The sequence below is a fragment of the Erwinia pyri genome (assembly GCF_030758455.1).
Taxonomy (GTDB): Bacteria; Pseudomonadota; Gammaproteobacteria; order Enterobacterales; family Enterobacteriaceae; genus Erwinia; species Erwinia pyri.
The window spans coordinates 1,933,917-1,957,665 of the sequence record NZ_CP132353.1 but is presented as its reverse complement, the minus strand read 5'-3'; the positions used below and the strand labels follow the sequence as shown (position 1 = coordinate 1,957,665).

Annotated in this window: 22 protein-coding genes; 7 read left to right on the top strand and 15 right to left on the bottom strand. The window is 57.5% G+C overall.

All coding sequences use genetic code 11. The annotated features are described in order from the left end of the window. Nucleotides 1-127: 127 nt before the first annotated feature. Both Q3V30_RS09080 and Q3V30_RS09075 read left to right on the top strand, forming a co-directional pair. Entirely contained in the window at nt 128-1,462 is a 1,335-nt protein-coding gene (locus tag Q3V30_RS09080; RefSeq protein ID WP_306212499.1) for an MFS transporter, read from the top strand. Nucleotides 1,463-1,591: 129 nt separating this feature from the next. Next, on the top strand, nt 1,592-1,987 hold the full coding sequence (locus Q3V30_RS09075) for a DUF6515 family protein (RefSeq protein WP_306212497.1): 396 nt from the start codon (nt 1,592-1,594) through the stop codon (nt 1,985-1,987). A gap of 102 nt (nt 1,988-2,089) precedes the next feature. On the opposite strand, the gene osmE is transcribed toward Q3V30_RS09075, so the two are convergent. Beyond that, nucleotides 2,090-2,425, bottom strand: coding sequence for an osmotically-inducible lipoprotein OsmE (gene osmE / locus Q3V30_RS09070; protein ID WP_306212495.1), 336 nt, complete (start codon nt 2,423-2,425; stop codon nt 2,090-2,092). 204 nt (nt 2,426-2,629) lie between these two features. On the opposite strand from osmE, the gene Q3V30_RS09065 reads away from it, so the two are divergent. The 4 genes from Q3V30_RS09065 (at nt 2,630) to cho (ending at nt 6,643) form a co-directional block, all read left to right on the top strand. After that, nucleotides 2,630-3,823, top strand: a complete 1,194-nt coding sequence (locus Q3V30_RS09065; protein ID WP_306212493.1) for a multidrug effflux MFS transporter — start codon at nt 2,630-2,632, stop codon at nt 3,821-3,823. Between the two features lie 120 nt (nt 3,824-3,943). After that, nucleotides 3,944-4,771: an NAD(+) synthase gene (gene nadE / locus Q3V30_RS09060; RefSeq protein WP_306212491.1), complete on the top strand. Its 828-nt coding sequence runs from the start codon at nt 3,944-3,946 to the stop codon at nt 4,769-4,771. A 58-nt stretch (nt 4,772-4,829) separates the two neighbouring features. Beyond that, nucleotides 4,830-5,714: an aromatic amino acid DMT transporter YddG gene (gene yddG / locus Q3V30_RS09055; protein ID WP_306212489.1), complete on the top strand. Its 885-nt coding sequence runs from the start codon at nt 4,830-4,832 to the stop codon at nt 5,712-5,714. Between the two features lie 65 nt (nt 5,715-5,779). Next, nucleotides 5,780-6,643 carry an excinuclease Cho gene (gene cho, locus Q3V30_RS09050; RefSeq protein ID WP_306212487.1) on the top strand — a complete coding sequence of 288 codons (864 nt, stop codon included), beginning with the start codon at nt 5,780-5,782 and terminating at the stop codon, nt 6,641-6,643. An 84-nt stretch (nt 6,644-6,727) separates the two neighbouring features. Here cho and spy read toward each other — a convergent pair whose 3' ends face one another. The 7 genes from spy to Q3V30_RS09015 form a co-directional block, all read right to left on the bottom strand. Then, complete coding sequence (gene spy / locus Q3V30_RS09045; RefSeq protein WP_306213146.1) at nt 6,728-7,216, bottom strand: ATP-independent periplasmic protein-refolding chaperone Spy; 489 nt, start codon at nt 7,214-7,216, stop codon at nt 6,728-6,730. Nucleotides 7,217-7,582: 366 nt separating this feature from the next. Then, nucleotides 7,583-8,578: a succinylglutamate desuccinylase gene (gene astE, locus Q3V30_RS09040; RefSeq protein WP_306212485.1), complete on the bottom strand. Its 996-nt coding sequence runs from the start codon at nt 8,576-8,578 to the stop codon at nt 7,583-7,585. Between the two features lie 85 nt (nt 8,579-8,663). Next, nucleotides 8,664-9,992: an N-succinylarginine dihydrolase gene (gene astB / locus Q3V30_RS09035; RefSeq protein WP_306212483.1), complete on the bottom strand. Its 1,329-nt coding sequence runs from the start codon at nt 9,990-9,992 to the stop codon at nt 8,664-8,666. Then, nucleotides 9,989-11,458 carry a succinylglutamate-semialdehyde dehydrogenase gene (gene astD / locus Q3V30_RS09030; protein WP_306212481.1) on the bottom strand — a complete coding sequence of 490 codons (1,470 nt, stop codon included), beginning with the start codon at nt 11,456-11,458 and terminating at the stop codon, nt 9,989-9,991. The genes astB and astD overlap by 4 nt, the downstream gene beginning before the upstream one ends. Beyond that, entirely contained in the window at nt 11,455-12,489 is a 1,035-nt protein-coding gene (gene astA, locus Q3V30_RS09025; RefSeq protein WP_306212478.1) for an arginine N-succinyltransferase, read from the bottom strand. Before astA ends, astD begins: the two co-directional genes overlap by 4 nt. Continuing rightward, a complete protein-coding gene (locus tag Q3V30_RS09020) occupies nt 12,486-13,706 on the bottom strand; it encodes an aspartate aminotransferase family protein (RefSeq protein ID WP_306212476.1) in 1,221 nt (406 codons plus the stop codon). Before Q3V30_RS09020 ends, astA begins: the two co-directional genes overlap by 4 nt. Before the next feature lie 395 nt (nt 13,707-14,101). After that, on the bottom strand, nt 14,102-15,535 hold the full coding sequence (locus Q3V30_RS09015) for a YchO/YchP family invasin (protein WP_306212474.1): 1,434 nt from the start codon (nt 15,533-15,535) through the stop codon (nt 14,102-14,104). 213 nt (nt 15,536-15,748) lie between these two features. Between Q3V30_RS09015 and Q3V30_RS09010 the strand changes: the two genes are divergently transcribed. Next, a complete protein-coding gene (locus Q3V30_RS09010) occupies nt 15,749-16,297 on the top strand; it encodes a YbhB/YbcL family Raf kinase inhibitor-like protein (protein WP_306212472.1) in 549 nt (182 codons plus the stop codon). A 7-nt stretch (nt 16,298-16,304) separates the two neighbouring features. Here the strand turns inward: Q3V30_RS09010 and Q3V30_RS09005 are convergent, their stop codons facing one another. The 7 genes from Q3V30_RS09005 to Q3V30_RS08975 form a co-directional block, all read right to left on the bottom strand. Beyond that, complete coding sequence (locus Q3V30_RS09005; protein ID WP_306212470.1) at nt 16,305-17,102, bottom strand: SDR family oxidoreductase; 798 nt, start codon at nt 17,100-17,102, stop codon at nt 16,305-16,307. Next, nucleotides 17,099-18,625 carry an FGGY family carbohydrate kinase gene (locus Q3V30_RS09000; RefSeq protein ID WP_306212468.1) on the bottom strand — a complete coding sequence of 509 codons (1,527 nt, stop codon included), beginning with the start codon at nt 18,623-18,625 and terminating at the stop codon, nt 17,099-17,101. Before Q3V30_RS09000 ends, Q3V30_RS09005 begins: the two co-directional genes overlap by 4 nt. Beyond that, nucleotides 18,618-19,685, bottom strand: coding sequence for an ABC transporter permease (locus Q3V30_RS08995; protein WP_306212466.1), 1,068 nt, complete (start codon nt 19,683-19,685; stop codon nt 18,618-18,620). Before Q3V30_RS08995 ends, Q3V30_RS09000 begins: the two co-directional genes overlap by 8 nt. A gap of 29 nt (nt 19,686-19,714) precedes the next feature. Continuing rightward, nucleotides 19,715-21,262, bottom strand: coding sequence for a sugar ABC transporter ATP-binding protein (locus tag Q3V30_RS08990; RefSeq protein ID WP_306212464.1), 1,548 nt, complete (start codon nt 21,260-21,262; stop codon nt 19,715-19,717). Continuing rightward, nucleotides 21,249-21,884, bottom strand: coding sequence for a DUF2291 family protein (locus Q3V30_RS08985; RefSeq protein ID WP_306212462.1), 636 nt, complete (start codon nt 21,882-21,884; stop codon nt 21,249-21,251). Before Q3V30_RS08985 ends, Q3V30_RS08990 begins: the two co-directional genes overlap by 14 nt. 47 nt (nt 21,885-21,931) lie before the next feature. Next, nucleotides 21,932-22,867, bottom strand: coding sequence for a D-ribose ABC transporter substrate-binding protein (locus Q3V30_RS08980; protein ID WP_306212460.1), 936 nt, complete (start codon nt 22,865-22,867; stop codon nt 21,932-21,934). Nucleotides 22,868-22,942: 75 nt separating this feature from the next. Continuing rightward, nucleotides 22,943-23,740 (bottom strand): GolD/DthD family dehydrogenase, encoded by a 798-nt coding sequence (locus Q3V30_RS08975; protein ID WP_306212458.1) that lies wholly within the window; start codon nt 23,738-23,740, stop codon nt 22,943-22,945. Nucleotides 23,741-23,749: the final 9 nt, after the last annotated feature.

The following is a 23,749-nucleotide window of genomic DNA, read 5'->3' as shown; positions in this document are numbered from 1 at the left end:
AGTGCCTGCTGCTTCTTTTTCTACCCCTCTGTTTGAAACCCCGCATTGTCAAGTTTTACCACCTGGTCTGAATTCTGGCATTAATGTTGCTTCAGTTACCTTACCTGAGACGTAAGGAAGAAAATCTATGACTGTTGCCGCCCCCCACCGCTATCGTTACCGCATCTTTGCCATGCTGTTTTTTATTGCGTTAATCAATTATATCGATCGTGGTGCGCTCTCCTTTGCGGCTAACGCTATTTCTGAAGAGTTCCACTTCAGTAAAATCCAGCTCGGCGCGGTACTGAGCTATTTCGGCTTCGGCTACCTGTTTGGTTCCCTCTGCGGCGGATTTCTGGCAGACCGCCTGGGCACCCGAAAAGTGTGGCTGATGGCGGGCATCCTCTGGTCGCTGCTGGAGATTGCAACTGCCTGGGCAGGCGAAGTGGGTATCGCTCTGTTCAGCGGCTCCGCCATTATGGGATTCGCGGTGATGCGCGTGCTGTTCGGCTTCGCTGAAGGCCCGGCCTATGCGCTGATGAATAAAGCCATTGCAAACTGGGCGCCGGACAACGAGCGCGGCATTGCGTTAGGGATCGGCCTGCTGAGTACGCAGGTCGGCGCACTGCTTACCGCGCCCATCGCGGTGGGCCTGCTGCTGTTAACCGGTGACTGGCGGGTGATGTTTGTGCTGCTGGGTATTTTCTCCCTGGCGGCCATGCTGCTGTTCGCTAAAGTCTTTGCGGACACGCCTGAGCTCCACTCAGCGGTGAGCGTTGAGGAGCGCGCCCTGATCGCTGAGGGTCAGGCAGAAGCGGCCAGCAGCGGCCCACGCCTGCCGTGGTGGCGCTTTTTTACCAACCGCACGCTGGTGTGTAATGCCCTGGGCTATTTCTCTTTCCTCTACATCACCTTCACGCTGGTGACCTGGGGACCAAAATATCTGCAGGACAGCTTCCATTACGATCTGCACTCTCTCTGGTACGTGGCGATGATCCCCTGGAGCGGCGCCTGCTTTACGGTACTGCTCGGCGGGAAAATTGCTGATACCCTGCTGAAGCGCTTTAATAATTTAAGGTATGCCCGCAATCTCTTTGCCAGCGTGACGCTGCTCCTGACGGCGGCCTGCTTTATGGCTATTCCCTATATGCCTTCCGCCGCCGGAATTATCCTGATGATGACGCTGGGCAATGCGCTGAACGCGTTAGTCAACAATGTCTACTGGTCGGTGGTGATCGACGTTACGCCAAAATCTACCGTTGGAACCTACAGCGGCATCACCCTGGCTATCGCTAATCTCGCCTCAATCACCTCCCCTCTGCTCAGCGGCTGGCTGGCACAGAACTTTGGCTATAACGCCATGTTCAGCGCCACGGCTGCCATCGCTTTTTGCAGCATGCTGGCGATGACGCTGTTGCAGCCGGAAAAGCGGATCGCGGCCGATCGGGCCAGCTGGTCCGGCGAGCGCAAAGAGGCAATCTGACAGGCATCATGGAGGGAGAGTTAAGAATACGTTAAGCAGTGTAAGCAACCCACAATAGCAGGGGGCAGCCTCTTGCGTTTTGGCCGGCCTGGCGTAATGTTAGCCCCAGTCAGAACCTGGAGAGACCTTATGAAAAAGGTGATGTGTACACTGTTGGCCTTTACGTTGTTATCACCCGCGCTGGTTTCCGCCCATCCGGGCGACTGGGGGCGTGGACCGGGTTGGGGGCATGGGCCAGGGCCGGGCTGGCATCACGGCGGTGGACCGGGGCATCTCTCTTTCCTGCCAGAGGCCGCAGCAGCAGTGCTGATCGGTGGGCTGACCTACTATGCGCTGAACGGACACTACTATCAGCGGCAGGAAGATAATACCTATGTTGTCGTGCAGCCGCCGTCAGAGCCTGTCAGCGGCGAGATGCGGGCGCTTGATTATAATGGCGAGCGCTTTTACGTTGAGGAAGGACACTATTACCGTCGGGATATAGATGGGCGTTACCTGGAAGTCCCTCGCCCGCCTGGCCTGTAAGGCGCGACCGATTGGGGCTGGCTGTTTGATAGTGAAGCCCCGACAAGAGGCAAAAAAAAACGGCCACCGAAGTAACCGTTTTTTATGATACCGCCGCTACGATTACTGAGCAGCCTGCGGATCGGTGTCGTACTCTTTACAGCTCTGGAAGCCGTAGTTCATTACGCGACCTGTGTCAGCATAGCTGACAAAGTAGGTCTGCGGCTTGCCGTCACGCTCGCCCAGAACATAAGTCTGGCAGGTACCGCGAGCGTGAACCATAGTGATTTCGGTAGAAGGTGGACCAGCAATGTCACGAACCTGCTGACGGGTCATCCCTTTTTTCACGTCCTGCACAACGGGTTTAGTCACGTAGCTTTCTGCGCGATCGTAAGCTGTACAGCCAGACAATACGGCCAACGCAACTGCAGCACCAATAAATCCGGTTAACTTCTTCATGTTTTTATTCCTCGTTGAATTTTCCATGTCGGGATAAGCCTGGAACATAATCGCTGATTTATCAACTTTATGGCAGCAAAAAAGCAAAATTCCGTGCGCCTCGTCCTGGCTGAGGCCTATAATGCGCGCCTTGAAAACGTCAGCAGAAAAACTCTACGCCTTATAGCAAAAACTCACGGATCTCCTATTTAAGACAGAGGAATAATGACACCTGCACATCCCAATCGTCTTGGCTATGCCATCACGCTAGGCCTTCTTGCGGCGTTAGGGCCGCTTTGTATCGATCTTTATCTTCCCGCCCTGCCATCGCTGGCACGGGATCTGCAAACGCCTACCGCTACCGCGCAGCTGAGTCTGACCGCCGGTCTGCTGGGTCTGGGGCTGGGCCAGCTGATTTTTGGCCCGATGAGTGACAAATATGGTCGTATCCGCCCACTGCTGCTGTCGCTGGTGCTGCTGCTGATCGCCTCGGTTGGCTGCGCGCTGGCCCAGGATATCAACCAGCTGCTACTGGCTCGCCTCTTTGAAGGTCTCTCCGGCGCGGGCGGTGCGGTGCTGTCGCGGGCGATTGCCCGTGATATGTACAGCGGACATGAGCTGACCCGTTTCTTTGCCCTGCTGATGCTGGTGAACGGTCTTGCCCCTATCGCCGCGCCGGTCATGGGCGGCGCACTGATGGCGGCGCTGGACTGGCGCGGGCTGTTTATGGTGATTGCGGCCATTGCCGCCCTGCTGTTCGTGCTGACGAAGGTCAAACTCCATGAGACCCTGCTCCCGGAGCGGCGAAGCCAGGGCTCATTTTTCTCCGCGTGGGCCGCGCTGGGACAGGTTGTGAAACATCGTCCGTTTATGGGCTTCTGCCTGACTCAGGGCTTTATGATGTCCGGTATGTTTGCCTACATCGGCGCTTCTCCCTTTGTGCTGCAGCAGATTTATGGCCTGTCGCCTCAGGCGTTCAGCTTCTGCTTTGCGGCCAACGGCGTTGGCCTGATCCTGGCCTCTCAAATCAGCGCGCGTCTCAGTCCGCTATGGGGAGAATATCGCGTAGTGAAAGGCGCGCTGACGCTGGCGTTCCTCTCCTCCGGCAGCCTGCTGATCACCGGCCTGAGCGGGGCGGCCCTGCCAGTGGTGCTGGTGGCACTCTTCTTCAGCGTCGCCAGTAATGGCGCCGTAGGCGTGGCGGCCGCCTCACTGGCGATGCAAAGTCAGGGGCACCGTGCCGGCAGCGCTTCCGCCGTGATGGGCGTGACGATGTTTACGCTGGGGGGAATTGCTGTGCCCGTAACCGGCATCGGCGGAACCTCGGTGCTGACCATGACCGCTACCATCTTCGGCTGCTATATGCTGGCGATAACGATGTTTGTGGTGCTGGCGCAAAAACCGAAAAAGCCCGATTAGTCAGCTAAAAGCGTTGAAACAGCAGGAATGATTCTTGTTGTTTCACCTCGGGCAGGCTAGTTTTACTTTAGGCGACTTGCAATCACCGCAACCTAAGCGGAATGAACAGAGGAGAAGTAAATGGCTCTGCAACAGGAAATTATTGAAGCGCTGGGTGTCAAACCCACTATCGACGTAAAACAGGAAGTACGCACCAGCGTTGACTTTCTGAAGTCTTATCTGAAAACCTATCCGGGCATTAAATCGCTGGTTTTAGGCATCAGCGGCGGCCAGGACTCAACGCTGGCGGGTAAACTCAGCCAGCTTGCTATTACCGAGCTGCGGGAAGAGACCGGGTCAACCGACTATCAGTTTATCGCCGTGCGCCTTCCTCATGGCGTTCAGGCCGATGAGCAGGACTGTCAGGATGCGATCGATTTTATCAAGCCTGACCGCGTGCTGACGGTGAATATCAAAGAAGCCGTATTAGCCAGCGAAAAAGCGCTGCGCGAGGCGGGCGTGACTCTTTCCGATTTTGTACGCGGTAACGAAAAAGCGCGCGAGCGTATGAAAGCGCAGTACAGCATTGCCGGTATGTACTCGGGAGTGGTGGTAGGGACGGATCACGCTGCCGAAGCGGTAACCGGCTTCTTTACCAAATATGGGGATGGCGGCACCGATATCAATCCCCTTTTCCGCCTGAACAAAGGCCAGGGAAAAGCCCTGCTGAAAGAGCTGGGTTGCCCGGAACATCTCTATCTCAAGCATCCCACGGCCGATCTGGAAGACGATCGTCCGGGCCTGCAGGATGAGGTGGCGCTTGGCGTGACCTATGAGATGATTGACCAGTATCTGGAAGGCAAGACCATTGACGAGGCCTCCGCCAAAATCATTGAAGGCTGGTACGTGAAAACCGAGCACAAACGGCGCCCGCCGATCACTGTGTTTGATGACTTCTGGAAGAAGTAATCTCCTCCAGGCTTACGGGGCGGCTGACACCGCCCTTTTTTGATCCAGCAGGGATGATATGGCACTGACACCGCAACGCGCGACGCTGACTGGCCTCTGCGCCATCGTTTTATGGAGCACCACTGTCGGGCTAATCCGCACTATTGCAGAATCGCTGGGCGCGACCGGCGGTGCCGCAATGATCTACAGCGCCAGTGCGCTTTTTCTCTGTCTGGCTGGCGGCCTTCCGCGCTGGCGTAATCTCTCCCCCCGCTATTTATGGTGGGGCGGCACGCTGTTTGTCAGTTACGAAATCTGCCTGGCTGTCTCCATTGGTCTCGCCCATACGCGCCCACAGGCGCTGGAGTTAGGGATGATTAATTATCTCTGGCCCAGCCTGACGCTGCTGTTCGCGATCCCGTTAAATCAGCAGCGCTTTCGCTGGTGGCTCTGGCCGGGGCTGGCGCTGGCAGTCGCAGGCATTATCTGGGTAGTGAAGGGAGAGAGCGTCTGGACGCCGCGGCTGCTGTGGCACAACGTGATGGATAACCCGGTGGCGTATGGACTGGCACTCTTTGCTGCTATCGCCTGGGCGCTCTATAACAACGTCACACGTCGTTATGCCGGGGGCCAGAGCGGCGTCACCCTGTTTTTCCTGATTACGGCTGCTGCTCTGTGGATCAAGTTTGCCGTGAACGGGCAGCCGCAGCCGATGCACTTCAGCCCACTGGTGATCACAGAAGTGCTGTTTATGGCTGCTTCAACCGCCATCGCTTATTCAGCGTGGAACCGGGGCATTCAGCACGGCAATATGACGCTGCTAGCCACGGCCTCCTACTTCACGCCGGTGTTTTCAGCCCTGCTCGCCTCTTTGTGGCTTCAGCTCACTCCCTCATTCAGTTTCTGGCAAGGGGTGATCATGGTCACGCTGGGTTCACTGATTTGCTGGCGGGCCACCCGCTAATTGCCGCTTTTTTCTCCGACTGCGGCCTGCTACACTGTACATGTAACCAGTAACCGGAGTGCCATGTGCCAAGACGTGTAGCAAGCCATCGCCTGGAGTTTGAACCTGCGGCGATTTATCAATACCCCGATCATCTCCGTCCCTCTCTTGAAGGTCTGCCCTCGGTGCCGGGCGTCTATATTTTTCACGGCGACAGCGAAACCATGCCGCTCTATATCGGCAAAAGCGTGAATATCCGCACCCGGGTGATGTCCCATTTCCGCACGGCGGATGAGGCGAAAATGCTGCGTCTGGCGCGTGAGGTGACCTTTATTCAGACCGCTGGCGAGCTGGGCGCCCTGCTGCTGGAAGCCAGGATGATCAAGAACCAGCAGCCGCTGTTTAACAAGCGGCTGCGGAAAAACCGCCAGCTCTGTTCGCTGCATATCAGCGGCGGCAAGCCGAGCGTGGTCTACGCCAAAGAGCTGGACTTCTCCCATACGCCAAACCTTTTCGGCCTCTATGCCAGCCGTCACGCCGCGCTGGAAAAACTGCAAAAAATTGCCGATGAGCAGCGGCTCTGTCTGGGCTTGCTGGGAATTGAGAAGGTCAATAAAGATCGCGCCTGCTTCCGTGCCAGTCTTGGGCGCTGTGCCGGAGCCTGCTGCGGGAAAGAGAGTGTGGAAGAGCATCATCAGCGCCTGATGCTGGCGCTGGAACAGGTGCGGGTGCAGTGCTGGCCGTGGGATGGCGCGGTAGGCGTTGTTGAGCAGGGCCTCACCCACCAGCAGATCCATGTCATCAATAACTGGTTCTATCTGGGATCGGTAGAGGATATCGCTCAGGCTGGTGAGCTGACGAAAACGCCACAAGGCTTCGACAGCGACGGCTATAAAATTCTCTGCAAGCCCATTCTCAGCGGAAAATATCCTATTCTGCCGCTCTCCTGAGGCGCAAAAACGAAACCGCCGACGCTGTCCGCACCCTTCAGAGATGTGAACAACGTCGGCGTTCTCAGGTTATCTCAGCAGGGCTTAGCCTTCTGCTGGCGCCATTTTACCTTCATGGTGCGGTTTTTCAGTCAGACGTTTCTCAAAGTTCTGATTGAACTGCTTTTTCTGCTCAGGCGTCAGCACGTTATAGAGCTTGTTCTGGGTCTCCATCATCTTCAGTGCCCGATCTTTGCCCTCGGCGGACATCTTCTCTGCCTGCGCCGTCGCTTTGGCCTGGTCGAAGCTGTCTGAAGCGATGATATCGTGCATCGTGCGACGCTCTTCCAGCGAAGGACGCTTCATATCTTTGTGAGCATCTTTCATGATGGCGCGCATCTCTGTTTTCTGCGCATCTGTCAGATTCAGGCCTTTAAACATTTCATGCATACCGCCATGACGAGGCGGCTTGTGCATCATGGTCTTGTCGGCTCCGGCTGGCGGAGGCGTGATGTTATCAGCCGCAGCGTGAACGATGTTCGCAGCACCCAGGGCCAGCGTCATGGCAACAACAAGAGAAGTTAATTTACGCATCATTTTATCCTTTAATTTTCAGTACTAAAACGACAGCATTGTCGCGATGTCGGAAACAAGTTTATTGCGCTGAACGTCAAGTACTCAGAGCATGGGTAAAGCCCTGAAAGCATAAAAGACAAAATGGCGGCGATCATGGAGAGAATGCGAAGATTATCGTGAGGAATTGCTAACAGATATGAATTTAAAGCGATTAATGCAGAAATTATGGAGAAGTGTAATACCAACCACAGCAACGGGAAAGGGAAAAGTAAGGCTGAACAGAGTTAATAGCGGTCGGCTTATTCTGGCCGCAGCCAGAATCAGGACTTACACGCAGAAGTTAAGGCGACCGTTTTACGATCGCCACGGAATTCTACTTACAGGTTACGAGCTTAACGCCTCGTTATGCTTGTTATCTTCCACCAGCATCAGCCCTGCCCGCTGCCCCAACGCCACGTTGGGATTGGGGAACAGCACATATTCGCGCGCCTGCTGCACGTAAAACCGTTTTTCACCATCTTCTGCCAGCAGCGTGCCCTGAGGAAAAGCGGTAAAGTTAAGCGTCTCCTCGCCCATATGCAATTTGAACGCCTCGGTGTGGCGCGTGATCTGCTGCGAAACACGGTAACGTCGTGGCGGCTCCGCCACTTCAGGCAGCGCTTCACCTGAGATCAAACCAGCCAGCGCCTGCTGTGCCGCCCGGAACTGCGTTAAGTCATTGCTGCCAAACGGCAACGCTTTTCCCAACTCCAGAGTACAGCTGGCAGCAGCAAAGTGCTTTGAGCTGTAATGGGTGAAGGTGCCGCCTGCGGCACGGTGGAACACCAGCGCCTCCAGCCCTGCCGCCGCGAGCCAGTGAAGGAAATCTTCCGGCCACGGCGTTTCACGCAGCGGCATAACGCCAAAGCGCGAATGGTAAGAGCCACGGATTGCGGTGTGCAAATCCAGGTGCCAGCGGACCTCTTCACTGCTGCCAGCCTGCCAGAAATTTTCCATCGCCTGCTCAAGACGCCAGGCCCGGCGAGCCTCCGGGCAATCCTCATATTGCTGCCAGCGCCCGCCGAACATGCGGTTAATATCACAGCGCAAATAACGTTTATCGGCGCGCATCGCGGCGGGATTACCCAAAATAAGCAGCAGCCTGGGGAGAAGCGGCTTTTCACCACGCAGTAGCTGAGTAATGAGTTCGTTGAGTATCTCTACCGGCGCGGTTTCATTACCGTGTACGCCAGCGGAAATTACCATCGCCTGCGTTGAGGCGTTAACGGGGGTCATTTCAAGGATCCCTTCATCAAGCCATTGCCAGCTGAGCTGGTCATTCCGGCCTGAAGCGTGTTCAGGTGGCTCTCCGCCAAGGGTCTGTTTCAGAAAGTCCTGCATGCGTTCTCCTTGTTATGGGTTTCTGCTCCTTCATCAAGACAAGGCGCGTCACAAGGTACCATGACGCGCCCCGCTTCATCCGTGATTACTGCTGAAAGTCGTAAACATTCCCTAAGTTTAGCAGCTTCGTCAGTTCTTCCAGCGCCGTGCGTCCCTCCACCAGTAGTTGCGGGTCCGCCAGATCGTGCTGGGTCAGGCGATCGCGGTAGTGGCGCGCCACCCAGTCGTTAAGGGTGGCAAACAGCGTGTCGTTCATCATAACCGCTGGATTCACCGCAGCCCGTTGCTGTTCGTTAAGCACCACTCGCAGCCGCAGACAGGCAGGGCCGCCGCCATTATTCATGCTTTCACGCAGATCGAAGATTTTAAGCTCATCAATCGGGCCGCCGCTTTCCACCAGTTCACACAGATAGCGCCAGACGCCAGGGTGCTGACGAGCCTCTTCCGGCAGCACCAGCACCATTTTTCCGTTCGCCTTGCTCAGCAACTGGCTGTTAAACAGGTAGGTAGCCACCGCATCCGCCACGCTCACCTGGCTGTCTGGCACCACCACCGGGGTAAAGCCCACCATTTTTTCCTTTAATTCCGCCAGTAATGCCGGCTGATTAAGAAAAGCGAGTTGATGACAGAACAGCACCTGCTGATTACTGACGGCAATGACATCGTTATGGAAGACGCCCTGGTCTATCACTGCGGGATTCTGCTGGGCAAAGAGCGTGCGCTGAGGATCGAGCTGATGCAGGCGGGCAACGGCTTCGCTGGCCTCCCGCGTCTGTCGGGCAGGATAGCGTGCCGGCACCAGCCCACCGTTCGCCTCCTCCCGTCCGTAGACAAAGAGCTGGACGCCCGCCTCACCGTGCGAGACGCTGAAGCGATTGTGGTTTGCTGCGCCTTCATCGCCAAACATGCCCACCTGCGGCAGCGCATCATGCACGCTGAAATGGTGCGGATCGCGGAAAATAGCGCGAAGAAGCGCCGCGGTGCCGGGTGCCTCCATCGCACGGTGAAATTTATTGTTCAGGTTAGCCACGGTAAAATGCACTTTACCGTCTGCGCTGTCTGCGGAGGGCGAAACGGTGGCCGCATTGGCTACCCACATAGCTGACGCCGAGCTGGCAGCAGATAACAGCTGTGGCGCCTGAGCCGCGGCCTTTGCTACCACCTGAGCATCGCTGCCGCTGAAGCCAAGCAAACGCAGCGCCGCCACGTTAGGGCGTTCGTGTGGCGGAATAACGCCCTGAAGATACCCCAGATCCGCCAGCGCTTTCATTTTCATCAGCCCCTGCTGCGCCGCCAGTTTCGGGTTTGAAACACGATGCTGGTGGCGGGTGGAGGCCTCATTACCAAAAGATAAACCGGCATAGTGGTGCGTCAGACCCGGCAGACCATCAAAGTTCGCTTCCCATGCGCTCATCGGGACTCTCCTGTCGGGGTAAAGTCCAGCCCAGGTGACAACGTCACGGGCAGCGTCAGATCTGCGCTCTCCAGCGAGGCCATTGGCCAGGCACAATAGTCAGCCGCATAAAAAGCGCTGGCACGATGGTTACCGGAAGCGCCAATGCCGCCAAACGGCGCACTGCTGGCCGCGCCGGTCAGCGGCTTGTTCCAGTTTACAATCCCTGCGCGACACTCAACCAGCAGCTGGTCGAACTGCTCGCGGCTGGGGGAGATCAGCCCGCATGAGAGTCCATAACGGGTGTCGTTGGCTATGCCGATCGCCTGGTCGAAGTCGTCGTAACGGATCACAGTCAGCAGCGGCCCAAAGACCTCTTCATCAGCGATATTTTTCAGGCCGGTAATATCAATGATGCCTGGGGTGAGGATCGCGCTGCTGCGATCTGGCCAGCGCATTGGCAGCAACACTTTGCCACCGGCATCAATCCGCGCCTGCCACTCAGCATAAATACGCTCTGCGGCCTGCACAGAGATCACGCTGCCCATAAACGGCTGCGGCTGGGCGTCCCAGCTGCCAGGTTCGATTTTTCCCGCCACTTCGGTAAGGCGAGCCAGAAAGGCGTCACCCGCTGCGCCGCGCTTAACCAGCATACGACGCGCACAGGTACAGCGCTGCCCCGCCGTGATAAAAGCGGACTGAATGGCAAGATTCACTGCGGCATCGATATCGGCAGGATCTTCCACAATCAGGGCATTATTGCCGCCCATCTCCAGCGCCAGCATCTTGTCCGGTCGTCCGGCAAACTGGGCGTGAAGCTGATAACCGGTTGCTGCGCTGCCGGTAAACAGCAGGCCGTCAATCTGCGGCTCGCTGGCGAGCGTTTGACCGGTATCCCTGCCGCCCTGCACCATATTCAGCACGCCATCCGGCAGCCCGGCACTCTGCCACAGGCGCACGGTTTTCTCCGCGATGCCCGGCGTCAGTTCACTCGGCTTAAAGATAACGGTATTGCCTGCCAGCAAAGCGGGCACGATATGACCATTGGGTAAATGGCCCGGGAAATTGTAAGGCCCAAACACGGCCATCACGCCATGAGGCCGGTGGCGAAGAGAGCTTTCCGCCTCCACCGTCACGCCGGTGCGGGTGTGATAAGCCTTCACCGAGATAGCGATTTTATTGATCATCGCCTGAATTTCCGTGGCCGCCTCCCAGCGCGGCTTGCCGGTCTCCTGAGCAATGGTCGCCGTCAAATCGTCTCTGTTTTTATCCAGCAGCGAGGCAAATTTTTCTGCCACAGCCTGACGCTCGGTAAAAGGACGGCGCGCCCAGGCAGAAAAAGCGTTGCGGGCAGCCGTAACGGCAGAAGAAACCTGCGTTGCGCTGGCAGCTTTTCCCTGCCACAGCAGTTCACCCTTTACCGGGTCGGACTTGCTGAAATTGTCACCGGCGCCAGTGAGCCACTGACCGTTAATAAAATGCGTCATGCTTTCTTCTCCGAACCTGATAATGTCACCACGCGGAGCGGGTCGCCCACGGCGCAGCGTAATATGTCCGCCTCTGCTTTGCTGATGCTGACGGTATCGCTATCGGGATCTGCATTCAGCAGGATTACGCGAAAATCCTCATAGCGTTCGTTAGCCACCAGACAGAGCGGCTGGGACTCATCGCCCGGTTGCCCTGCAACAGCCGTTAACAGGCGACTTTTACGGATGGCGCGCACGCGGTCGATATCACACTCCAGCGTGGGGCCGCCGTCAAAAATGTCGACATAATTTTGATAGTGGAAACCTTCCGCTTCCAGCACGGCACGCGCCGGGGCAGTTTGCGGATGGGTCTGTCCGATAACTGCCTTCGCCTCTGCGGTGAGATAGTCAATATAGAGCGGATGTTTGGGCATCAGCTCGGCGATAAACGCCTTCTGTCCGGTGCCGCAGAGGTAGTCAGCCTCGCTGAAAGACATGGAAAAAAACCGGCTGCCGACGCTTTCCCAGAAAGGGGAATGGCCCACTTCATCGATGACGCCGCGCATCTCTGCCACCACTTTCTGCATAAAACGATCGCGGAACGCGGCCATAAAGAGAAAGCGTGATTTTGAGAGCAGATAGCCATTTTTGCCGTTACGGTAATCAGGATCGAGAAACAGCGTACAGAGTTCGCTGCTGCCGGTATGGTCATTGCTGAGGGAGAGCGTGGGCAGCATGTTATAAACATTCAGCTCTTTGGAAGCGTGAACCTGCGTTCCCACGCGAAAGTTGTACCAGGGATCCTGCATGCCCACCGCCACTTCAATGGCACAAATGCCCACGGCTCTGCCGGTCTCGCTCTCTTCCAGCACAAACACATAGCCCTGTTCGGCACGGGGCAGCTGGTTCTGCCAGGTGAGAATAGAGCGATCAATACGGGCTGAGAGCGTTGCGCTGTCGGCGGGCAAAGAGGTCAGTCCGCCGCCGGTTTTGCCGGCAAGCGCCATCAGTTGCGCGAGGTCGTCGCGTTCAACAGGACGGATGACCATCATGATGCTGCACCGGCAATTACCGCGCGACACGCCGTTTCGAAGCGGCTCAGCCCCTCTCTCACCTCCTGCTCAGAGATGATCAGTGACGGCGCGAAGCGCACCACGCTGGCACCGGCAATCAGCACCATCAGCCCCTCTTTCGCTGCCGCCTGATTGATCAGTTTCGCCTGTCCGCTGTAATCCTGGTTCAGCACGCAGCCAATCAGCAGGCCCAGACCACGGATCTCGCTGAACAGATGCAGGCGCTGGTTAATTTGATTCAATCCGTCAACAAACCATTGATGGCGCAGGGCAACGCCCGCCAACACCTCGGGACGATTAATCAGCTCCATCACCTTACCGCCTACGGCACCCGCCAGCGGGTTACCGCCATAGGTTGTGCCGTGGGTACCAACGCCCATCACCGTCGCCAGCGTTTCTGTGGTCAGCATTGCACCCATCGGGAAACCGCCGCCCAGCGCTTTCGCGGTGGTCAGTACGTCGGGCGTCACGCCGTAGTGCATATAGGCATAGAGCGAGCCGGTGCGGCCCACGCCGCTTTGCACTTCATCAAAGATCAGCAGCGCCTGATGCTGGTCGCAAAGTTCGCGCAGGCCACGCAGGAAAGCAGGCTCCGCCGGCACTACGCCGCCCTCTCCCTGAATCGGCTCGACGATTACCGCGCAGGTCTGGTCATTGATCAAGGCAGCGGCGGAGGCGAGATCGTTATAGTCCGCATGCTCAATTCCCCCCGGCAGCGGTGCGAAATCTTTGGAGTAGGCGGGCTGGCCTCCGGCAGAGACGGTAAACAGCGTCCGGCCATGGAAAGCGTTTTTGAACGCCACAATGCCACTCTTCTGCTCACCCAGCCGATCGTGTGCCACTTTCCGTGCCAGCTTCAGGGCCGCTTCGTTCGCTTCTGCTCCTGAGTTACAGAAAAAGACCCGGTCAGCAAAGGTGGCGTCAATCAGCTGTTTAGCCAGACGGAGGATCGGTTCATTGGTGTAGCCGTTGCCGGTATGCCACAGCAGCGCAGCCTGCTGCTGCAACACCTGCTGCAGATCGGGGTGGGCATGACCCAGGGCGTTTACCGCGATCCCGCCAGCAAAATCGATATAAGATTTGCCCTGCTGATCCCAAAGTGTGGAGCCTTCGGCACGCACGGGAATAAAACTGGCAGGTGCGTAAGTAGGAACAATCCACTGATCAAAATTTTCGCGAGATACTGACGGTGTCATAACGGCCTCTGTTTTACTGCCGGCTGGCAGGTAACTTAAAAGTTTTATAAATGTTAATGAAATGATTCATTGCATCTGTAATGTAAATTGCACTGTTCGTGCCAGCCAGCGATAAAAATGCATAAATGCGTTTCACAGACGCAATATCAAGGAGTTACACGGCTTCGCTATGCACATATAATGCATATAAAGTGAATAAAATCGTGAGCGGGGCGGGTTTGCCGCATAAAAAAGAGAGGAATTATGCAATGGCAAAATAAAATATCGCTTTTGTGATCGAAAGCGGGATCAGGTATTAAAATGAGGCAGTTAATGCCCCAAAAAGATGCACCTGCACCATCAAAGAGCCGCTATGCTGCCCGGTGCTCTACCGGGCATGGTAGGGACACCTTCTGTTAAGGTGCCATTAAATCGAATGAGTTAGCCGCACCATTTTGCAGCGTAACAGGCGGCACCAGCTTCAGCGTGATCCAGTTAGAGGTGACACGCTGCTGCTTGCTGTCCTCCAGCGTCACCGACAGACGATACTCGTTGGCTGCACCCGGGGTGCTGTCCCACGCCGGGATAATAATGCTCCACCCCTGCGGATTAACATTACTGGCCGGCGGCGTCAGGCTTAGCGCCTGGGTATCACCCTGCCAGCTGATGGCCGTGATTGGGTTGGCATTGCGGATTTGCAGCTTCAGCGGCAGCGTTTCGCCCGGCTGAACCTGCCACGGCGGCGTTGCCAGGAAGACCGAAAGCGTTTTACGCTGACGGAATTCCATCACCGGTGTGTTATTACGGTTTACCGTATCGTAGCGGCTGCCGCTCAGCGAACGGGCGGCGGCTACATTGTCCGCAGAGAGCTGCTTGCTGAGCGCCACGCCAATCTGATAGTTCATCTTCAGACCGAACTGATCCTGCGTCTCGCCCGTGTCGGCGGTTTTATGGGAAGCGGTCACGGTGAACAGCGGCACTGGCGTGTAGCTGACGCCCAGTTCAATGGCTGCAGGGTTGCTGCCCAGCGTGCCGCTGTTGAAGAGATCGACGTTATTGCCCAGATACTGTTCATAGCTTAACGAGACGCCGAGCTGACGGTAAAACGGCAGATAGCCCTGAGTGGTGATGTCATATCCCCGGGCCATGCGCATCGTTGTCAGATGCGTTTTATCGCGCCAGCCGGAAAGCGGTTGATAGTAATTTGCCGAGAAGCGGAGATAATCTCCCCAGGCTTCGGCCCCCAGCGAGCCGCGCTGCTGGCTGGACTCCAGCATATCGTCGATAAACGCGTTATAGCCCAGCCGCCAGTCACCCGCCACCCAGCGCTGCCCTAACCCCGCATTGCCCACCAGCCCGTAATCCGTCTGCTGAACGCCCAGCTGGCTGAAGGTGAGATAGCGGTAGTTGTCCGCCCACGGCGTCACCAACTGAGCCGAGGTGCCGTCAAAGCTGCCCTCCATATCCACCATCAGCGACAGGCTCGCCTTTCCGTAAGGGGAAAGCAGGTTTTGCCCTTCGGTCTCGGCGCGTTTTGTGGCTTCATCGCGGAAATGATTAAACGCCCACTGCCCCGCCTCGCTGCCCAGTGACTGATCGTCATCGCTGTTCATGCTGGCTTCACCGATGGTTTTTATCGCTTGGGCAACACGCTGCTCCAGCGCGCTGTTATCACTGGCACCGCCGCCCAACTCAGGCAGTGACTGGCTGAAACGTGTGGGATCGTCAAAGGGCGCATCGGCGACACGGGTATCCGTGGTCAGCGCCTGCGCGTAATGGGAGTCAGCGCCGCCAGCCATTATCAGCACCAGCGCGCCACTCAGGGAGCGGAGGGGGTAAAATTTTCTCATAACCTCATTAATTGCCGTCTGGCAACACTGTTTTATCAGTGAAAATGTAAGATAGCTCACAAAATGAGTGAAAGGGTAGCTTAGCACAGGTTGCCCCCCTGACGGCACCGTCGTGGCGGATTGATTTCAGCAAGGGAGCAGCATAACCCACTGGCAGAACATGGGTTTATCCGCCAGGCTTTCTGCTGGCCTGTTTAAAAAAGGAATTGTCCGATGAAAAGAACGTTGCTCTCTGTTTCCCTGCTGGCCTGCGCTACGGCGGTCAGCGCGGCTCCCCTTTTCTCCCTGAGTTCGCCAGATTTTAACGATAATGAGGTCATGGCGAAAACCTTTGCGGGTAACGCTAAAGGTAATGCCAGCTGTACTGGCGAAGGGATTTCCCCCGCGCTGAGCTGGACTAACCCACCGCAAGGCACCAAAAGCTTTGCGCTGACTCTGGTGGATCCGGTTGGCGCGAAAGGACTGGGCGTAAACCATCTGGTGGCTTACAACATTCCGTTTCAGCGCACCAGCTTTGCGCGGGGAGAGCTGAGTGACGGGAAAGGCTACACCGGCGGCAAAAACAGTCCCGGCACACTCCGCTATTACGGCCCCTGCCCGCCAGCGGGCACCGGCCAGCATCACTACAATTTCACGCTGATCGCTACCGACTTACCGGCAAACGGGTTGGGTCAGGGATTAACCCGGGATGAGTTACTGAGTAAATTAAAAGGCCACACGCTGGGTGCGGCCGGTCTGATTGGACGGTATGGCAACGACTGAACGCGCTTCAGGACATGATTAAACCGCCGTCGACGTTGATGGTTTGTCCGGTGATGTAACGCGCATCATCGGACGCCAGGAAGGCGACCAGTCCCGCCACATCCTGCGGCTGACCTGCCCGCTTCAGCGGAATATTCTGCACCCATTCCGCCATCAGCTCGCCTTTGCCATAGCTTTTTTCAGCCGTGCTGAGGATCTCCCCCCACACCCGGTCGTTATAATCCCACATCTCGCTTTCAATAATGCCCGGACAGAAGGCATTCACCGTGATGTTCCAGGGCGCCAGCTCCTGCGACAAGCTTTGCGTAATGCCAATCACCCCCATTTTGCTGGCGGCGTAATGGGGCGTATAGATAAAGCCCTGTCGTCCCTGCCCGGAAGAGGTGTTGATCAGGCTGCCGGAGCGCTGTTTCACCATATATTTTGCCGCTTCACGGCAGCATAACCAGACGCCGGTGGTGTTGACCGCCAGAATTCTTTCAAAATCGGATTTCGGCATTTTATCGAAGTAGTCGATGGTAATGACGCCAGCATTCTGGATCGATACATCAATGGTGCCAAAGCGCGCGGCAGCTTCCTGATAGAGATGCTGCACCTGGGCTTCATCCGTAATATCGGCCTGCAAAGCCAGGATTTCACCGCCGTGCGCCGCCTTCAGCTTTTCTGCGGTTTCAAAGACCCGCTCTGCGTTAGAGACCATCACCAGAGTGGCGCCCTCGCTGGCAAAGCGCTCTGCGATACCCGCGCCAATGCCGCGACAGGCGCCGGTGATCACCACGGTTTTGCCCTGAAAATTACGTCTCATTCGGTTCTCCTTAAGGATTGTGCAGCAGGCTGCCAGAGCGTACGCTGCACCGCGTCACGCCAGCCCTGCCAGGATTCGGCCAGCTGCTGGTGACGCGTCTCGTCAGGCAGCCACTGTTCATGTTCAGGCAGCAACGCGCTCAGCTGCTGCTCATCAAGCTGTTCCAGCGCACGCCGCGCCAGTAATCCTGCCCCCAATGCTGAAAGCTCTGGCGTGCTGCTGCGGGCAACCGGACAGCCGAGCAGATCGGCCTGAAACTGCATCAGCCACGGGTTTTGCGTCGGCCCGCCGTCCACCATCAGCCTCTGCAGATGAAAATCGGGATGCTGACGCATGGCGGCAATGACGTCGGCTATCTGATAAGCGATCGCCTCCAGCGAGGCGCGGATCAGATGCGCTGGCGTGACGCCACGGCTCAGTCCAGTGATGACCCCACGCGCCTGATTGTCCCACCAGGGCGCGCCCATCCCGGTCAGTGACGGCACAAAATAGACCCCCAGCGTCGAGTCGATGCTGGCTGGCAGCTCATGCAGCGCCCTGCTCAGCACCTCGCCTTTACCATCCGTCAGCCCGGTGGCCTGCGCCATCCACGCCACGCCGTCGCCGGTATGGGGGATATTGCCTTCCAGGCCATAAACAATACGCTCGCCATCATGCCAGGCCACGGTGGTAGCCAGCTCAGTTATGCTGGTATCGGGCGTGAGCAACGGCGCCATTACCGACGATCCGGTGCCATAAGTGGCTTTCACTCCGCCCGCCGCTCCCAGGCCGTGGCCATAGAGCGCGGCATGGGAGTCGCCAATCATCGCCAGAATGGGCAGGCCATCGGGAATGCCGCTCACTCCGCGGGTGGTGCCAAACAGCCCGCTGGAAGGCGCGATCTCCGGCAACGCAATCCGCGGCAGGCCAAAGAGCGCCAGCATGCCCTCGTCCCACTGCCCGGTTTGCAAATTGAGCAGCTGCGTACGGGCCGCGTTCGAGGTGTCGCAGCGGAACTGCCTGCCACCGGTGAAATGCCACAGCAGCCAGGCATCAATAGTGCCCAGACAGATCTCGCCTTTTGCAGCCCGCTCCGCGCCATCAGCCGTATTGTCCAGCAGCCAGCGCATTTTCGAGGCGGAAAAGAGCGTGGCAACCGGCAGGCCGGTAACCGAACGGATCGTCTCATCCTGGCCGTCCTGCCTCAGCCGATCGCAAAATGGCGCAGAACGCGAACACTGCCAGGTGATGGCGGGCGCAATGGGTTTACCCGTCTCACGCTCCCACCCCATCGCTGTTTCGCGTTGGTTGCTGATAGCGAGCGCCGCAACACGATTCTCGCCCACCGTCCGGATCACCTCTCTGATCACGGCCAGCGAGGTCTCCAGCAGCGTCATGCCATCCTGCTCCACCCAGCCAGCGTGCGGCGTCTCCACCGTCAGCGGACGTGACGCTTTTGTCACCACCTGCCCGCGCGCGTCAATCACTACCGCTTTTACATTGCTGGTGCCTTCATCCAGCGCGACAATCAAATCTCTAGCCATGGCTGACCTCAGAGAGCGGCGCGGCCGCCTGCTTTTTTTCATGGCGACGCATCAGCACCACTTTGCTCTGCAGACGCTGCTGGAACTGATCGATAACCACGGCGGTGACGATAACCAGACCTTTGATCACCATCTGCCAGAAGTCGCTGACCCCCATCATCACCATGCCATCGGCAAGGAACACGATCACAAATGCGCCAATAATGGAACCCGAGACGCGCCCGCGCCCGCCCGCCAGCGCCGTTCCGCCGAGTACGGTCGCCCCGATGGCATCCATCTCAAACATGTTGCCGGTCATCGGGTGAGCCGTCTGCAGCTGAGAAGCCACAATCAGCCCCACCAGCGCCGCGCAGAGGCCGGAGAAAGCGTAAACAAAGACCTTTACCTTGACGATCGGCACACCCGCCAGGCGTGCCGCCGACTCGTTGCCGCCGCTGGCATAGATATAGCGCCCTAACGGCGTTTTACGCGTGATATAGAGACCCAGCAGCAGGAAACCGACCATCAGCCAGATGGGCAGGTAGACCCCGAGCAGGGTACCGGAACCGAGAATGGCAAAGCCGGTATTGCCCAGCTGCGGCAGGCCGACCAGGTTGGCATAGGTGCTGCCATCGTTCCAGAGCAGCGCCGCGCCGCGCGCGACGTACATCATCCCCAGCGTACAGATAAAGGGAGCTACGCCCAGGCGGGTGATAACCGCGCCGTTGATCAGCCCGACGATAACGCCAAAAATCGCCACCACCAGGATCACTTCCGGCACGTTGAGGAACAGCACCTGGCCGCCCCACAGCGGCACGCCGTTGGTCAGCAGCGCGCCCGCCACCATGCCGCAAATTCCGGCCACGGCCCCGACCGAAAGGTCGATGCCGCCGGTCAGGATCACCAGGGTCATGCCGATGGCGAGCAGGCCGGTGATCGCCACATGCTGCGTCATGATCAGCAGGTTAGAAGGGGTTAAAAAGTTCGGCACCATCACGCTGAAAAAACCGACCACGATCAGCAGGGCGATAAACGTCCGCGCCTTCAGCAGGTACATATAAAGCAGGTATTTCTGGTTCATAACATGTTCCTTAACGCCCGGGGCGCCAGCTAATCGTGTGGGGTGGAAGCGGTGATAAGCCGCTCGCGGGTGGCTTCAGCCCGGGGAAGATCGGCGGTGATTTTGCCGTCCGCCATCACCAGGATGCGGTCAGCCAGCGCCATCACTTCATCCAGCTCCGAGGAGGAGAACATCACGGCTAGTCCCTGACCGGCCATTGAGCCGATCAGGTGGTAAACGTCCGTTTTGGCGCCAACGTCTATGCCGCGCGTGGGTTCATCCAGCAGCACCACTTCAGGGCCGGTCATCAGCGCTTTGCCCAGCACCACTTTCTGCTGGTTGCCGCCGCTGAGGGAGGTGATCGGCAGTTCGGCATCGCTGACCTTGATCGCCAGCCGCTCGATCATCTCGTTGACCCGGACCTCTTCCCGACGCGGATGCAGCAGATTCAGCGCCCGGCGAAAGCCGCGCAAGCTCAGGTCACTCAGCGTCATATTGGTTTTGATCGACATCAGTTCGACCACCCCTTCCCCCTTGCGATCTTCCGGCACCAGCGCAATGCCTCGCTTGAGCCGGTGCTGGAAATTGCGTTTATCCAGGCACTCGCCGTTCAGGGTGACGCTGCCGCTCTGGCACGCCATCAGGCCAATCAGCCCCTTAAACAGCTCGGTGCGTCCGGCCCCCAGCAGGCCATAAATGCCAACCACTTCGCCTTTACGCAGCGAGAAGGTGACGTCGTTCAGCTTATAGCCGCCGTTTTGCGCCAGTGCCGTCAGGCCGGTGACGTTGAGTACCGTTTCGCCCTGGTCAGCGGCCTGATAATCGAAATGCTTTTTCTTGTCGCCCACCATCTGCTCAATGATCCACGGCACGCTGGCGTCGCGGACTTCCCGCTCGCTGATAAAGCGGCCATCGCGGAAAATAGTGATGTGATCGCCAATTTCCATCAGCTCTTCCAGCCGATGGGAGATATAGATAATGGTGACGCCACGGCGCTTGAGGGCGGCGATAACGTTAAACAACACCTTTACCTCAGACTGACTGAGCGCCGAGGTGGGTTCATCCATGATCAACACGCGGGTATCTTTTGACAGCGCCCGGGCGATCTCCACCAGCTGCTGGTGGCCTATCCCCAGCTCGCCCAGCGAGGCGTAAGGATCGACATCCAGCTCCAGCCTTTCCAGCAAAGCCTTCGCCAGCTGATACTGATATTTCTCGTTGATCACGCCGCGCTGAAAGAACTCATTACCGATAAAGATGTTGTCCATCACATTCATGTTGGGGAACAGGTTCAGCTCCTGGAAAATGATGCTGATGCCATGTTTTTCCGCCTGCTGAGTGGAGTGCAGCGAAACGGCCTGGCCATCCAGCAGGATCTGCCCTGACGAGGGCACCTCCACGCCAGCCAGCATTTTCATCATGGTGGATTTTCCCGCGCCGTTCTCGCCAATCAGCACGTTGACCTTGTTGCGGTAGACGCGGTAGTCCACCTGGTCCAGCGCGGTTACCCCCGGGTAGATACGTGACACGTTGCGGGTTTCAATAATCACTTCTGACTGCCCGGCCAGGGTCAGAAGATCTGCTTCACTCTGCGCCATGAGCGGACTCCTGCTGACGAACGACACGGGCCGGGGTGATATCCGGCGGGGTTTGCGGCAGATCCCAACTGCTGAACACGCCATCCACTTCCACGCTGTCGCCCACCTTCGGCTGCAGCTTTTTCACCTCATTGGAGGCGAGCGTGTTGATCGCCTTGCCGTAGTCGCCAAACATCACCTGGTCATTGAAATCCTGGTAGCTGGCGCCTCTGTAGACATCACGCAGCGCGGTCCCGCGGATGATCGGCCCGATCTGCACCACCACTTCCTGCCCGCTGACATCTTTCACCGTCATTTTGCCGCTGCGCGAGGTGGTATTAACCACTGACACGGTACCGCTCACCTTCACGGTAAAGACACAGGGGTTCTCTTCCTGGCTGCGGTAACCAAACTGCTTACAGGCGTCGTCAAAAGTCTTTGCTGCGGCCAGCTCTTTCATGACCTCACCCAGCGGTTTGGCCTCTTTCAGCACCTGCGGCACGATTTTCTGCTGGTAAGTGCTGGTGATGTTTGCCATCTGCGGATTTGGGGGATTTTTCAGGTCGGCTAATTCCTGTTGCGACACAATGCGGCAGCCGCCAAGGACTAACACGCTCATTGCCAGCCAGACTCGCCCTGACATATCTTCTCTCCTTTGCGCCCCCGCAAGGGCGCAGCAGTATCGACGACTTAAGATTTGAAATTAAAATCCTGCACCTTAGCGGCGTTTTCCGGGGAGATCAGAATGCCGCGGAACATCACGCGCTGTTTCTCCGGTTTAGTGCCCTTCTGAATGAAGTTATCCAGATCGGTCACGCCCTGCGCGGCGATAGCCTGCGCCTGCAGCATGACGGTGGCTTTCAGCGTGCCCGCTTTCACCGCATCGCGCTCGTCGTTGCTGCCATCAATGCCCACGACGATCACATCGTTGCGGCCAGCCGCTTTCAGCGCCGCAATAGCGCCCAGCGCAACGGGGCCGTTACCGCAGATAACGCCTTTAACATCGGGGTGCGCCTGCAGAATGCTGTCCATAATGCGTTTGCCGTCGATCAGGGTGCCTTTGGCATCCTGTCTTGCCACGCTCTGCATGTCGGTATACTGGTCAAGGACCTGGTGGAAGGATTTGGAACGGGTGACGCAGTTGTTATCGGCGAGGTTACAGGTCAGTTCGGCATATTTACCCTTCTCACCCATCTTCTCAACAAAGACGTTGGCGACATCCGATCCCGCCTGGAAGTTGTTGTGGGTGATCTGCTCCAGCGCAACGTTATCGACCGGAATTTCACGGTTGATCAGCACTACCGGAATACCGGCATCTTTGGCTTTCTGAATAGCGGCCACGCTGGCGGTGGAGTCGGCGTTATCGAGAATAATGCCCTGTACTTTTTTGCCGATGGCGGCATCAATCAGCTCGCTCTGTTTTTTGACATCTTCGCCATGGGACAGCACGGAAGTTTTGTACCCCAACTCCTGGGCCTTCAGGTTGGCGCCCTTCGCTTCTGAGGCGTAATAGGGGTTATCCAGCGAGTTGACCATAATCATGATGGTGCCTTTATCAGCTGCCAGCGCTGCGTGGGAGAAGGTGCAGGCGGTGGCAACGGCTAACAGGGTTAAACGCATGTTCATAGTGATGTTCTCTCATTATTGTAGGTACAGCGCGTAGGGTATTGCGTTGGTTACGGCTCTGGTGCTGGCGAAGCCTTACCAGATGGTAAAACCACCGTCGATCATCAGATCGGCGCCGGTGATCATGTCGCTGCCGTTGCTGGCGAAAAACAGCACGGCGGCGGCAATTTCATCGGTGTAGGCGAAGCGCCCCAGCGGGATCAGCTGCTTCATCGCTTCCCCCTTCTCTCCCCGCCAGGCTTTTTCGCCCATCGGCGTCAGCACCACGGTGGGAGAGAGGGTATTGACGTTGATTTTGTGCGGCGCAAACTCTTTGGCCATCACCTTGGTCATGCCCAGCAGCCCCGCCTTGGCGGAGGTGTAGGCCACATGGTTATCGATAGCGATGGAGGCAGCCTGAGAGGCGATATTAATAATTTTTCCGCCTTTTCCCGCTTTGACCATCCGTTTCGCTACCGCCTGCGAGCAGAGGAACGGGCCGGTAAGATTGACCGCGACCTGTTTCTGCCACTCGGCAAATTCTGTCTCCAGCACCGGTTGCAGCATCACATAGCCGGCGCAGTTCACCAGAATATCGATCTGGCCGTAATGCGCCTCTACCTGCTCAATGGCCTGCTCAACGGAGGCGGGATCGGTCACGTCGCACTGCACAAACTGCACGCGCTCCTCAGCAAACTGCCCCGCCACGTCGCCAACTTTCTCCTGCTCAAACGCCGGGTAAAGCAGCGCCAGGCTCGCCCCCTTTTCCAGCAGCATCTGGTTGCTGGCCATGGCGATGCCGCCCAGCCCGCCCGTGACCACCGCCACTTTGCCGCTCAGATCCATATTGCTGTCCACGCCGTAGCGCAGATTGACATCATATTCACTACTCATCAGCGATCT